Source organism: Pontibacter aydingkolensis (assembly GCF_019443125.1).
Lineage (GTDB): Bacteria > Bacteroidota > Bacteroidia > Cytophagales > Hymenobacteraceae > Pontibacter > Pontibacter aydingkolensis.
This window is the reverse complement of record NZ_JAHYXK010000017.1, coordinates 56482-69351: the sequence shown is the minus strand read 5'-3', so window position 1 is coordinate 69351 and position 12870 is coordinate 56482. Positions and strand designations below refer to the sequence as shown.

Genomic DNA, 12870 nt, shown 5'->3' with positions numbered 1-12870 from the left:
AAGATTAAACATCCTGCCTTATTACGACTTTCTTAATCCTCAACTAAACTGATAAAAACCCGGTACATATTTTATTGAATTTGCAGGCTCCCACTACACACATATAGATCACATTAAACTTCGCAACCAGTGGTGCCAATTAGTATGTATGTAAATGTTGGCTTAAAAAGTATCCTTATATTTACTGCAAGCTTTAACTCCAACATAGCGATTTTATCTCAGATGAAACTATCTATACTTTGCTTTGCGCTGCTACTATGCGCATTCACCACTTTTGCGCTACAACCAGCCCAGATACCTACAAATCCATGCTCTATACCTTTGCTCGAACTTTACAATGAGCAAAATCTAAAAGACTGCTGAAGGTAAAACCGGCAACCTAAACCTGGCTACCAATTGGTTCATTAAAAAGAACGGATAAACCTGCCGCCTGCCTCAATATATTTTTCGTAATCCATAACACCTGCACATGAAAAAACTTATCCCGTTACTGTTACTACTAGTACTTAGTTCAGAAAATACGATAGCACAGCAAATGACTGGTATTATGCCACTCCGTGAACGTGCTAAATTGGAAGACAATGTGCTGCAGGAACGCCTCGATAAGCTCCTGCCCGAGCTGATGCGCCGCGAGGGCATCGATATGTGGGTGATTATAGCGCGGGAGTACAACGAAGATCCTATCGCCAGAACCATGCTTCCTGCTACCTGGCTGGCAGCCCGACGTCGCACCATTATGCTGTTTACAGACCAGGGCCCCGAAAAAGGACTGGAAAAGCTGGCCGTGGCACGTTACGATATTGGCAAGCTGATGAAAGGAGCCTGGAAACCTGAAGAGGAACCCAACCAATGGAAACGCCTGGCTGAACTAATCAGCGAAAGAAACCCTAAAAAGATAGGCCTGAACATCTCGCCACAATTTGCCCATGCCGATGGACTTACCAAAGCAGAATATGACAGCTTGATGCATTACCTGCCTGCTGCTTTTAAAAAGAAGGTGGTTTCAGCAGAACAACTGGCAGTTAACTGGCTTCAGATCAGAACTCCAACAGAGCTGGAGCTATATGAGCAAATCAGCCGCATCGGGCACAGAATTATTGCAGAGGGATTCTCCGAAAAAGTAGTTAAGCCTGGTGTTACAACTACAGATGATGTGGTTTGGTGGTACCGGGAACGCATCGCCGAATTAAAGCTTACCGCCTGGTTTCACCCAACAGTAGATTTGCAACGAGCCAACCCCGGTTCCGGAGACTCTCAGCGTTCTTTCTCACAGCGCCCCGAGGTGGAGGTTATCATGCCCGGCGACCTGCTGCATGTAGACCTTGGCATAACATACCTTGGCCTTAACACCGATGTGCAGCAACTGGCCTATGTACTAAAACCCGGAGAGAAAAAAGCTCCTGATTACCTTAAGAAAGCACTGAACACCGGTAACCGCCTGCAGGACATTCTCACCTCAAAGTTTGAAGCAGGCAAGTCAGGCAACCAGGTACTGAAAGAGACGCTGGCTCAGGCTCAGAAGGAAAATATAACACCCAGTATTTACTCCCATCCCATCGGCTATCACGGGCATGGTGCAGGTCCGGCCATTGGCATGTGGGACCAGCAGCAAGGTGTGCCCGGCACCGGAGACTATCTACTCCAATACAATACGGTTTATGCCATTGAACTGAACGCCAAAGTAGTGCTACCAGAATGGAACAACAAAGAGATCCGGGTAATGCTGGAAGAGCAGGCCGTATTTACTCCAAACGGTGTTCGCTACATAGACGGAAGGCAGAAAGAACTGCTGCTGATCCCGCGTAGCAAAACACAGTAGACTTTTAACTGCTTTTACTACTGATCCTAAAACGAAACTAACCAGTCCAATCTGAACATGAGAGTTACCTTACTAGCCATACTTTTTTGCGTTTGCACTAACGCAACCCTGCTTGCACAGGACCAGCAACCTAAGCTGATCACCTGGCAGGAAATAGCTGCATTGCCCCTGCCAGCTCCAGACCACAAGCTACAGTATGGCCCTGATTCGCTACAGTTTGGGGAGTTGCGTTTGCCGCAGGGCAAGGGACCTTTTCCTGTGGTAGTGGTAGTGCATGGTGGATGCTGGCTGTCGGCATACAATTTAAATTACATGTCGCATGTAAGCGAGGCCTTAACCAAAGAAGGTTATGCCACCTGGAACATTGAGTTCAGGCGTGTGGGCGATGCAGGCGGCGGCTATCCCGGCACGTTCAGAGACGTAGCTATGGCCACAGACTTTGTACGCAAAATGGCTAAAAAGTATCCGGTAAATTCAAAAAAGGTAGCAGTGATGGGACACTCGGCTGGCGGCCATTTAGCACTCTGGCTGGCTGCACGCAAAGGCCTGTCACGTAAGAGTGACCTTTACACTAAAAAGCCCCTGAAACTGAGAGGAGTAATAGCGCTAGCCGGCATACCAGACCTTGCCACCTATAGTATGGACAAAGGCAGTTGCAACACAGCTGTAGAAAAGTTGATGGATGGCATGCCTGGAGCACAACCATACCGATACAGGCAGGCCTCTCCTGCTCAAATGCTTCCACTTGGGGTTCCGCAAAGGTTAGTACAAGGCGCTAACGATCCGATAGTACCCGTAACACAAAGCCAACAGTATGCCCATAGCGCCAAAGCCAAAGGCGACGATACGCAGGTTATACTCTTAGAGAACACCGGCCATTTTGATGTGGTTGCTCCTATGTCCGCTGCCTGGCCAAGTATTTTATCGGCTGTTAAGGAGGTGCTTCCGGTAAAGAGGCACTAGTATGTTAATCCTATAGCTCCACAAAATCAGCACTTTTAGGTATCTGGTTAAAGTGCTCAGCCAGGTCTTCAGGTAAGGCGGCCAGTTTCCTTTTCAGGGTGTCAATCCAGGCGCCTTCTACTACAATTACAGCAGCTTTTACGCCATCTGCTTTAAATATCTCGTGCCGGATGGCCCATCTCGATCCGTCTTTCCGGCTGCCTGTTAGTGCAGTGGTTACGGTTAACTGCTCGTTTATACTTACCTCGCGCAGGTATTTTGTCTCCTCCCTGAAAAGTATAGGCCCGATGTGCAGCCGCTGAAAAGTCTTCAGGTCCAGTCCCAGTTCGTCGAGTGCTTCAATCCTGGCTTGTGCGGCAAAATCGGCATAGGCAGAATGGCGCATGTGCATGTTTGCATCCAGGTGCGACCACATTACCTTTCCGGTATAAGTATGGCTCATGTGTTATTGGTTCGGTTTAATTAAATGCCTCTATGTAGGGTATTAGGCAAAGATAGAACCTTAGAATGTAACACAGGTTGTGTTTTTTTAATTAGCCTTCGTCAGAAGTATAGTATAGTTACATATTTATACTTTAATTAGTAGATTTACAGCCTGATAGCCATACTTTACCCAATTCACTCTTTTAGCCTATGAGAACAGCTTTACTACTGTTATTACTGATTCAATTAAAAACAGCCTTTTCCCAAACACCTGATTTTAATCAAGTTGGTATAATCGGCACTCCCATATCAAGTCCTAAAGGCTTAACATTAGATACAGCGGGTAATATTTATATTTTAGAAGCAGATAAAATAAACGTAATAGACTCATCTGGGAAATTGCTGGCGAGTATAAAGGATGTCAACAATAAAAACAGGACCTTTTATACTTCTATAGAAATTGATAATCAAGAAAACCTATATGTAACAGATTCCAACTGTTCATGTGTAACTAAGCTTAATCAACTTGGCCAGCCTTTACAGGTATATGGTAGTTATGGTACAGGAGACGGCAAATTCAAATCTATAGGACAAGTGTCCTTAGATGAAGACCGAAACGTATATATCGTAGACTATACTAAGCCAAGGGTACAAAAATTTAGTCCGGACGGGCAATTCTTAATGCAAATAGGTTCAAGTGCTACAACTAATGGTGTATTAAACGTTGCCACGGACACAAAGATCGATGAGGCAGGGAATATCTACATATTGGATTCGGGAAATGACCAGTTGTTTAAGTTTTCTTCGACAGGAGAAATTCTAAAACAGTTTAATGTAAAACAAAAAGGACCAAGCTATAATACTAACAGGCCCAGCAGTGTCGCTATTCGCCAAGATGGAGGCTTCTACGTTGTCTACTCGTATTCTCGAGATATAGTGCAATACGATTCCAACGGAAACTTAATTACAAAATTTGCCGGACATGGTTCCCATGAGTCTGGCCTGCTGGGCGATGGTATAGACCTAAAGCTAGATAAAAAAGGCAACCTTTATGCAGCAGATCCACACTCAACAGCAGGTAGCATCAAGAAATATTCTGCAGATGGGTTTTTCTTACAGAAATACGGGCGTCAGTATAATTTCACAAACCCAGTTTATGATAAGTATAACAACCTATACTTTTATGATGGAGAAAAAAGGAATATACATAAATACGATGCTACTGGTGGCTTAGTACTCAAATTCAATGCGAATGTAATAATAGGCACTCAATACTCGGTTGCGGGAATGATTGCTGTGGACTTGAAAGGATATATTTACCTGTATGAGGCTGGTGACAACAGACAAAGAATAATAAAATTTAGCAGACAAGGAGTTTATATTAAAGCTTTTGATTTAGAGCTTCCTAAACCAGGCAATGAAATCGTTTATAGCAAAAGTTTCTCAATAGATAAAAACGGGATAATGCACATCGCTGACGGTCACGGCGGTGTAATTCATAAAGTAAGTGCGGATGGCTCATACCTGGGGGCCTTTGGGAAAAAAGGATTAGGCTCCGGCGAGTTTTCGTATCCACAATCTGTCGCGTTTGATGGCATTGGTTTTATGTATGTGCTCGATTACAATGGAAATCGCATCCAGAAATTTAGTCCATCAGGTAAATTGATGATGGAATATGGTGACAAATCTTCTAATACTCCTTCGAACTTCTCAAACCTTGCTGTAGATGAAAATGGCAATGCTATTTTATCATACTATTCTAATTATGGTTCACACATAAAAATGTATAACCAGGATGGTACACTTACAAAACAAATAGAGTTAATTAATTATGGGGTAGCAGTCACTAACAATGGTAAAACTTTTGCTGCCAAGCTGCTAGATCGAACTGTAGCGATTTACTCATTACAAAATGAAGTACCTGACAGTTATATTTCGGGGTTTATTTATGAAGATAAAAATAGAGACTGTTTAAAAAATGAGGATGAAAATGGATTGTCCGGAGTAATAGTAGCTGCAGAACCTGGCCCTTACTACGGGATATCTGATAATAATGGATTTTACCATATACGTGTACCCAAAGGAACATATACTGTCAATCAAGTTCCAGATAATTCGAATGGCCGATTCATAGAACAGTCCTGCTTCCCAAATCAAACGGTTACATTACAGGAAGATGGAGCCTCTGTAAGTGGACCTAATATTGGCAACAAGGTCACCCTTTCCCCTCACCTGTCCGTCAGCGTTTCCTCCACGCGCCGCCGCCGTTGCTTCGACAGCACCACCAGACTTACCTATACTAACTCCGGCTTTGCCCCGGCCAACAACGCTAAAGTATACTTCGAACTACCCAAAGAGGTAGAGCTACTATCCGCAGACAAGCCCTACACGCGCCTACCAAATGGCACTTATGTATTTGATGCCGGCACTATAAATCCGGGGAAGACCAGTGTGATCACGATACAAGACAAAGTAGTTTGCGGCGACGAAAGTATACGCGGCCTCACCGTTTGTACCAAAGCCTGGATAACGCCTGGTAACCAAAGCCCTACAGCACCTCCTGCCGCGGTTGCCACTGTAACTGGTAAATGTGATTTCGACAAAGGCATGGTGCGCTTTGTGATCCGCAATACTGGTCAGGCCGATATGGATGCACGCAAGGTGTTCCGTTTATACTTAGACGGACAGCTATCTACCGTGGAAGAGTATAAATTGGCAGCCGGTGACAGCCTGGTGCTTTGGATACCAAACGGAGGAAAAACAGCACGCCTTGAGGCAGAGCAACCCGCAGGCAATGGTGATAATACGCTGGCCAACGCTACCGTAGAGGCCTGCCATAAAACCTCTGCACCGGTACCTTACAGCACCGGTTTTGTAAACGCCATGCAGACCGACGATGAAGAAGCCGAAGTAGCCGAAGAATGTCTCCCGATCATTGACTCGTATGATCCGAACGACAAACTGGTTTCTCCAATTGGCCTCACAGAAGAGAACTACACACCAACTGGGGCAGCACTAAAGTATAAAATACGCTTCCAGAATACAGGTACAGATGTAGCTTATCGTGTGGTAGTGGTTGATACTTTATCCGGACACCTTGACCTGAGCACACTGCAATTAGGCAGCACCTCGCACTCTGCAAGATTTGAGGTAAGCGGCAAAGGCAAACCAGTACTTACCTGGACCTTCGACAACATCATGCTACCCGACAGCACTACCAACGAGCCTGGCAGCCATGGCTACATACAGTTCAGCATAAAACCAAAGGTAGACCTGGCAGAGAAAACAGCAGTAGAGAATTTTGCCGACATCTTCTTCGATTTTAACTCTCCGATACGTACCAACATAACCACCAACCGCATCTATGACATGCCGCCGGTGATGGTAGATGCGGTAAAGTTAACCGCCGAGGAGATCATTGCCACACCAGGCATCAACAGCTTTGCCCCTGCTGCCGGAAAGTATGGCTCGGAGGTTATACTTAGTGGAAGTAAATTCTCGACAACAGCTGCTGCTAACAAAGTATACTTTAACGGCGTGCAGTCCACAGTGATAAGCGCTACAGAAACTGAGCTTAAAGTGCTGGTGCCAAATTCATCCGCTACAGGTAACATTAAGGTAGTTACCCCAGACGGTACAGCTACAGCCAGCGAAACTTTTGAAGTATACCAGCCGCCTGTATTCAGCAGTTTTAGTCCGGCAGAAGGCATCTTTGGCTCAACAGTAACCCTACAGGGCAAGCAATTGGATCAGAGCCTTATCCAAAGTATAAAACTGGGATCCTATAACTGCGAGATCATCAGTAACAATGGCACAACGCTGCTTGTAAAAGTTCCAGCACAGGCGGTTACCGGTAAATTTGAAATTGTTACAAAAGGAGGCAAAACAGTTAGTTCTTCGGCCTTTATAGTGTGGCATCAGCCAGCCATAAACAGTCTTAGCAAACACACAGACAAAGTGGGCGCAACCATAAGTATAAACGGTGAGAACTTTGCCGCTGCAAAAGAGCGAAACAAAGTAATGTTCGGACAGGTGCAGGCTCAGGTACTATCCGCTACCACTACGCAGCTTACTGTTAAAGTACCAGCAGGACCTGCATCAGGCTATCTAACCGTAGAAACACCCGGAGGCAAGGCAACAAGCGCTACATACTTTGACGTAATCCCAAGTCCTGTATTTGTTTCTATGTCGCCGGCAAAAGGCAATGTAGGCACAACTATAGAGATTACCGGAACATACTTTGGAACATTGGGTGTGCAGGATGAAATTACATTTAACGGTGTAACTGCACAGGTATTGGAGGCCACTGCAACAAGTTACAATGTAAAGGTGCCCCGCGGAGCTACAACCGGTAAAGTAAAGATAACCGGTGTTGGTGGTGAGGCTTTCAGCACTTCAGATTTTGTAATAGAAGTATTTACTCCTGCCCGTGCCATTGAAGTATACCCTAACCCTACTACCGGCAACTTTACCATCAGCTTTTTACACGCCGATTTTGATTTACAGGACGTACAGATCTATACTACTACAGGAAGGTTGATACACACGGCAGCCCTTCCAAAACCACGTCCTGAGAAACTGGATGTGAACATAGCAGCAGCCAAACCCGGCATGTACCTGTTGCAGATAAAGACTGACAAGGGAATAGTTACCAAGAAACTGAGCGTCCTGTAGTATGAAGTATAAAATTGTAGTTGTGCTGCTGTGCCCTTGCCGTATCAACAAAGCATAACAACACAACTACAAATCAGGCTACAGAAAATTGCTGCCAACAGAGTTAATCCATTTTAATGGCTCTAATGTAGATTAAAAAGCAAGTTGTCATCTCCATCACTCCTGAGGCGAGAGCCGAAGAGAGCCAGCGTAGCTTTAGAGATCTATCTGGAATTCTGTAAAGATTTCTCACGTTGTTCGAAATGACATCCTTTTTAACAATTTAACAATCAATAATCAACCCTACCTCCTATCGCTCAGCAAACTCATTGATTTAACCAGGTTGATAAACTCGATACGGTAGCCTTCTTCATCGTTTCCGCGTGCATTCTGGGCCAGTTCCAGTACCATCGGGTACGTGGCGTTGCCTTTGTACTTTGAGTCGCGGAGCAGCATACCGCAGGCGGCAATAGCAGCCGAGAAACGGAAATCATCAGATGTTTTACCAACAGCTACGGCATTATCAGTAGCCGTTGTCGTGATCAGTTTACTTTTGTTACCGTCAGGTTCTTTGTAGCGCAGTTTCAGGGTGAGCATTTCGTTGGTACTGTTTGCCTTTGGGTCGAGTTGGGACTTCTGGTATTTCAAAGGATCAACATCACCGGTTGTAGTAGCTGATTTAGCCCCTACTGGCACGATCTCATACAGTGCAGTAACCGTATGACCTGCTCCCATGTCACCAGCATCTTTCTTATCGTCGTTAAACTCTTCGTCGGCCAGGGCGCGGTTCTCGTAGCCGATCAGGCGGTAAGCTTTTACTTTGGCCGGGTTGAACTCCAGTTGCAGCTTCACGTCTTTGGCAATGGTAAACAGCGTGCCTCCAAACTCATTTACAAACACCTTTTTTGCCTCCAGAATATTATCGACATACGCATAGTTACCGTTGCCTTTATTAGCCAGCTGCTCCATGCGTGAGTCTTTCAGGTTGCCGGTACCAAAGCCAAGTACAGTTAAAAACACACCTGACTCCCGCTTCTTCTCAATTATCCGCTGCAGTTCGCTGTCGCTGCTAACACCAACGTTAAAGTCGCCATCGGAGGCAAGTATAACACGGTTATTCCCACCTTTCACAAAGTTTTCCTGAGCCACCTTGTAAGCCAGGTTAATGCCTGCGCCACCTGCAGTAGAGCCGCCGGCCTGTAAATTCTCAATTGCCTGCATAATAGTCGGCTTATCCTCTCCAGAGGTTGAAGGTAACACAAGTCCTGCAGCGCCGGCATATACTACAATAGCCACCTTATCCTGCGGTCGCAATTGATCTACCAAAAGCTTAAAACCTGCCTTAACCAAAGGTAGTTTATCGGTCATGCTCATCGAACCAGATACATCGATTAGAAACACCAGGTTTGATGCCGGCAGTTTTTCAGTAGAGATGTTTTTACCCTGGAGGCCAATATGCAGCAGTTGATTGTCTTTGTTCCAGGGGCAGTCCGACAGTTCTGTGGTTACCGAAAAAGGCGCATCGCCGGTAGGTTGTTTGTAGTCATAGCTAAAGTAATTGATCATCTCCTCGATGCGCACGGCATCTACAGGCGGCTTCTGTCCCTGGTTCAGGAAACGGCGCACGTTGCTATAAGAGGCATTGTCAACGTCGATAGAGAAAGTAGAGAGCGGTGTTTTTTTGGCATCCTGAAAAGTGCTTTCTTTTATGTAGTTGTAATTCTCGGTGTTATGCACCGGTGGTGCCAGCTGCACTTCATGGGCCATAAAAGATTGCGAGCTATTTCCACTTATCCTCACGCCAGCAACCTTGCCTGCTAAGCCTCTTATCCCATAGCCAGTTACAATTACTTCATCCAGTGTTTTGTTATCTACTTCCATCGCTACATCCAGCTGCTGCTTATTTCCAACTTTAACCTCCTTTGTAGCATAGCCGATATACCGGAAAATAAGTATAGATTTTTCGTCGGGCACACTAATGTTATACTTGCCGTGTTTGTTGGTGCTGGTGCCGGAAGTGGTTCCTTTCAGCATAATGGATACACCCGGCAGGGTATTTCCGCTTTGTGCATCAGTTATGATTCCGGTAATCATTCGGCCTTGTGCGTTTGCCTGTAGCCCCGCAATAAGAAGGACCAGCAGCAGGTAGATGTGTTTTTTCATGTCTTTTGTGTTTTGGTTTCTTAGTGGATGCAGCCTTCACACAGATTCCATAAAAAATTCTGAAAAATTTTCTGTTTCTTTAGTTGTCCTTGCGTCCTTAGCGAAATTCTTAGCGCACTTAGCGTTTAAACTAACCGCAATGGAGACAAAGGCTAACGCTAAGACCACTAAGCTCTAAAGAATTATAAAGTATAAACTCAATGCTCCCATTTTTCCTTAAGCTCTTCACCAACAGTAAACCGCCCCCCGACGACAGGGAGTTGCTGCGGCTGTACCGGCAGACGGGTGAGTTAGAGCATCTGGGAGAACTGTTCCAGCGGCACTCCGAACTGGTATACTTAGTATGCCTCAAATACCTGAAGGACGAGGAAGAAAGCAAAGACGCTACCATGCAGCTGTTCGGGCATATTGCCGATGCACTGCTGAAACATGAGGTCGATAACTTCAAAAGCTGGTTGCACAGCACTACCCGTAATTTTTGCCTGATGCAGTTGCGGGCCAGTAAAAAAAATAAAAGTATAGCCTTAGAAAATTCTGGTACCCTGTTTATGGAAAACACACCCCCAATGCATCTAACAGAGGCAGAACAGGTTGAAGAAACGGAACAGGCTTTGCAGCAGGCCTTGCAGGAACTGCCGCCGGAACAGCGCCAGTGCATTGAGTTGTTTTACCTGCAGCAGAAAAGTTACAGAGAGATTAGCGCCCTTACCGGCTGCGATTTAAATAAGGTGAAAAGCTATATCCAGAACGGAAAGCGTAACCTTAAACTATACTTGGAGAAAAACCATGTACCAAGATAACCGACACATACTTTGGGCCCCGGAAAACCATCCTTCTGTGGAACTGCTGCGCCAGTACCACGAAGATGTTTTGCCTCCTGCCCTGCAGCACCAGTTGGAGCGCCACCTCCTGGACTGTGACCTATGCTCGGATGTGCTGGAAGGTATGGCCTTATCCGGACCGGACAAAACGCAGACTGCCGTACAAAGTATAAACCACCGTATTAATGCCAAAACGCATAAGAAAAAACGTCAGCCACTGCCTTTATACTTAACAGACTGGCGAGTGGCTGCGGCCATACTTCTGGTAATGTGCTCTACGGTACTTGTGTTGTACTACAACTACAATGAGATAAACCGACAAGAGCAAAGCATGGCATCCTCTGATACGGATGGAGTTACTAAAGATGAACTTGCCCCGGCGCCGCAAACTGCTGTCTTCGAAATAGAAAGTATGGCGGAGGCAATGCCCGATACTGTAAGGCCTGCTACTATTGCCGCTGTTTCTCCAGTAGTTCGCAACAAAAGCAATATTCGCGTATCGGTGGCTGCAGCAGAAAAAGAGGTTGCAGTTCCTGACCATGTGCAGGTAGCACCGGAAGAAGATCCTTTTAAGATGACAGAAGCGATTCCTGATGCACCCGTTATTGCAAAGACCACAGAAATTACAAACCCTGCTCTTACTGTGCCGCAGCCAGCTAAAACTGCATTCGCACCAGAACCTGCTTCTGTTGAAAGAGCACTGGCAGGCAAAGCTGCCGGCGTTCAAATAAGAGGTCATAGCTCATTGTCTATGAAACAAGTACAGGGACAGGTACTATCATCAGACGGACAGCCTTTGCCGGGAGTGGCAGTTACCATAAAAGGTACTAATTCAGGAGTAGCTACCGATGCCAATGGCAACTTTTCCATCAATCTTCCACAGGACAAAGCAACACTGGCCTTTAGCTATATCGGATTTGAACGGCAGGAAAAAAATATAGACGCCAGCACCGATAACCTGACCGTAAACCTGACTGAAGATAACAAGTCCCTAAGCGAAGTGGTGGTTACCGGGTATGGTGCTACAAAAACCCAAGCTCCTGTTGTGGTGTCGGCCAGACCGATTATGGGCAAGCGTGCCTACCGTAAATACCTTGAAGAGAACATACGTTATACTTCTAAATCAGAGAAAGGGCGTGTAGTGGTGCAGGCAACTGTATCGCCTGCCGGAGAATTACAGAACCTGCAGGTTTTAAAAAGCCTTTGCCCAGCCTGCGACACTGAAGCGCTGCGTTTGATAAAAGAAGGGCCGCGCTGGAAACCGGCCACAAGAGATGGTAGCAACACAGCACAGCAGGTTAAAATTACGGTGCACTTTAAGCCTCAAAACAACGAATAAATGGCTGAAAACCTGAAACAGCAATGGGAAACCCTTTGCGGAAAGTATACAACTGATACCACACTTGTTAACAACCTTTGGGAGGAACTTGAAAAAGCTTATACTTCTAAAAGCAGGCATTATCATAACCTGGATCATCTGGCCTACATGCTGGAACTGGCAGAAAAGTATAAACACGATGCTATAAAGTATGAATCGCTGCAGTTTGCCATTTTTTACCACGACATCTTTTACAGCCCAACCCGCTCTGATAACGAAGAGAAAAGTGCTGAACTGGCAGCAAAAAAACTGGCAAAAATAGGGTTAAATACTAATGACATCGCTTCTATTAAAGAAATGATCGTGGCTACCAAAGCACACCAGGAACATCCGGATGTAACAACAAACTTCCTGCTCGACCTGGACCTGGCTATACTTGGCGCTGGCTGGCAAAAGTATAATGTGTACCGGCAGGCAGTGCGCAAAGAATACAGCATTTACCCTGACCTTGTGTACAAACCCGGCAGAAGAAAAGTACTGCAGCATTTCCTGAGTCAGCAGCACATCTATAAAACCCCTTTCTTTAGAGAGCGCCTCGAACTACAGGCAAGAGAAAACCTGCGCATGGAACTGGATATGCTGGGGTAGTATTAAGCTTGTCATTCTAACTCAATTTTTACCTACTTAAAACAGAAGTATAGCCACACACC

General features: G+C 45.6%; 8 protein-coding genes. 6 read left to right on the top strand and 2 right to left on the bottom strand.

All coding sequences use genetic code 11. From position 1 onward, the window contains the following. Nucleotides 1-469 precede the first annotated feature (469 nt). Nucleotides 470-1819, top strand: a complete 1350-nt coding sequence (locus K0O23_RS16480; protein WP_219878547.1) for a M24 family metallopeptidase — start codon at nt 470-472, stop codon at nt 1817-1819. A gap of 57 nt (nt 1820-1876) precedes the next feature. Continuing rightward, nucleotides 1877-2782, top strand: a complete 906-nt coding sequence (locus tag K0O23_RS16475) for an alpha/beta hydrolase family protein (RefSeq protein ID WP_219878546.1) — start codon at nt 1877-1879, stop codon at nt 2780-2782. A 10-nt stretch (nt 2783-2792) separates the two neighbouring features. On the opposite strand, the gene K0O23_RS16470 is transcribed toward K0O23_RS16475, so the two are convergent. Beyond that, entirely contained in the window at nt 2793-3224 is a 432-nt protein-coding gene (locus tag K0O23_RS16470) for an acyl-CoA thioesterase (RefSeq protein ID WP_246597162.1), read from the bottom strand. 191 nt (nt 3225-3415) lie between these two features. Here K0O23_RS16470 and K0O23_RS16465 point away from each other — a divergent pair, with 191 nt between their 5' ends. Then, a complete protein-coding gene (locus tag K0O23_RS16465; protein WP_219878545.1) occupies nt 3416-7879 on the top strand; it encodes a DUF7619 domain-containing protein in 4464 nt (1487 codons plus the stop codon). A gap of 282 nt (nt 7880-8161) precedes the next feature. On the opposite strand, the gene K0O23_RS16460 is transcribed toward K0O23_RS16465, so the two are convergent. After that, the gene (locus K0O23_RS16460) at nt 8162-10021 is read right to left on the bottom strand and encodes a vWA domain-containing protein (RefSeq protein WP_219878544.1); all 1860 of its coding nucleotides are present in this window, start codon (nt 10019-10021) and stop codon (nt 8162-8164) included. A gap of 200 nt (nt 10022-10221) precedes the next feature. Between K0O23_RS16460 and K0O23_RS16455 the strand changes: the two genes are divergently transcribed. From K0O23_RS16455 to K0O23_RS16445, 3 genes are read left to right on the top strand one after another with little or no spacing between them, the layout of a single operon-like run. Further along, on the top strand, nt 10222-10821 hold the full coding sequence (locus K0O23_RS16455) for an RNA polymerase sigma factor (protein ID WP_219878543.1): 600 nt from the start codon (nt 10222-10224) through the stop codon (nt 10819-10821). After that, a complete protein-coding gene (locus K0O23_RS16450; RefSeq protein WP_219878542.1) occupies nt 10808-12181 on the top strand; it encodes a TonB family protein in 1374 nt (457 codons plus the stop codon). Before K0O23_RS16455 ends, K0O23_RS16450 begins: the two co-directional genes overlap by 14 nt. Further along, the gene (locus K0O23_RS16445) at nt 12182-12808 is read left to right on the top strand and encodes an HD domain-containing protein (protein WP_219878541.1); all 627 of its coding nucleotides are present in this window, start codon (nt 12182-12184) and stop codon (nt 12806-12808) included. The last annotated feature ends 62 nt before the right edge of the window (nt 12809-12870 follow it).

Bases quoted from the DNA above. Each gene is read 5' to 3' on its own strand.
- K0O23_RS16475 (WP_219878546.1), top strand. From the start codon at position 1,877: ATGAGAGTTACCTTACTAGCCATACTTTTTTGCGTTTGCACTAACGCA.
- K0O23_RS16465 (WP_219878545.1), top strand. From the start codon at position 3,416: ATGAGAACAGCTTTACTACTGTTATTACTGATTCAATTAAAAACAGCC.
- K0O23_RS16455 (WP_219878543.1), top strand. From the start codon at position 10,222: ATGCTCCCATTTTTCCTTAAGCTCTTCACCAACAGTAAACCGCCCCCC.
- K0O23_RS16445 (WP_219878541.1), top strand. From the start codon at position 12,182: ATGGCTGAAAACCTGAAACAGCAATGGGAAACCCTTTGCGGAAAGTAT.
- K0O23_RS16450 (WP_219878542.1), top strand. From the start codon at position 10,808: ATGTACCAAGATAACCGACACATACTTTGGGCCCCGGAAAACCATCCT.
- K0O23_RS16460 (WP_219878544.1), bottom strand. From the start codon at position 10,021: ATGAAAAAACACATCTACCTGCTGCTGGTCCTTCTTATTGCGGGGCTA.
- K0O23_RS16480 (WP_219878547.1), top strand. From the start codon at position 470: ATGAAAAAACTTATCCCGTTACTGTTACTACTAGTACTTAGTTCAGAA.
- K0O23_RS16470 (WP_246597162.1), bottom strand. From the start codon at position 3,224: ATGAGCCATACTTATACCGGAAAGGTAATGTGGTCGCACCTGGATGCA.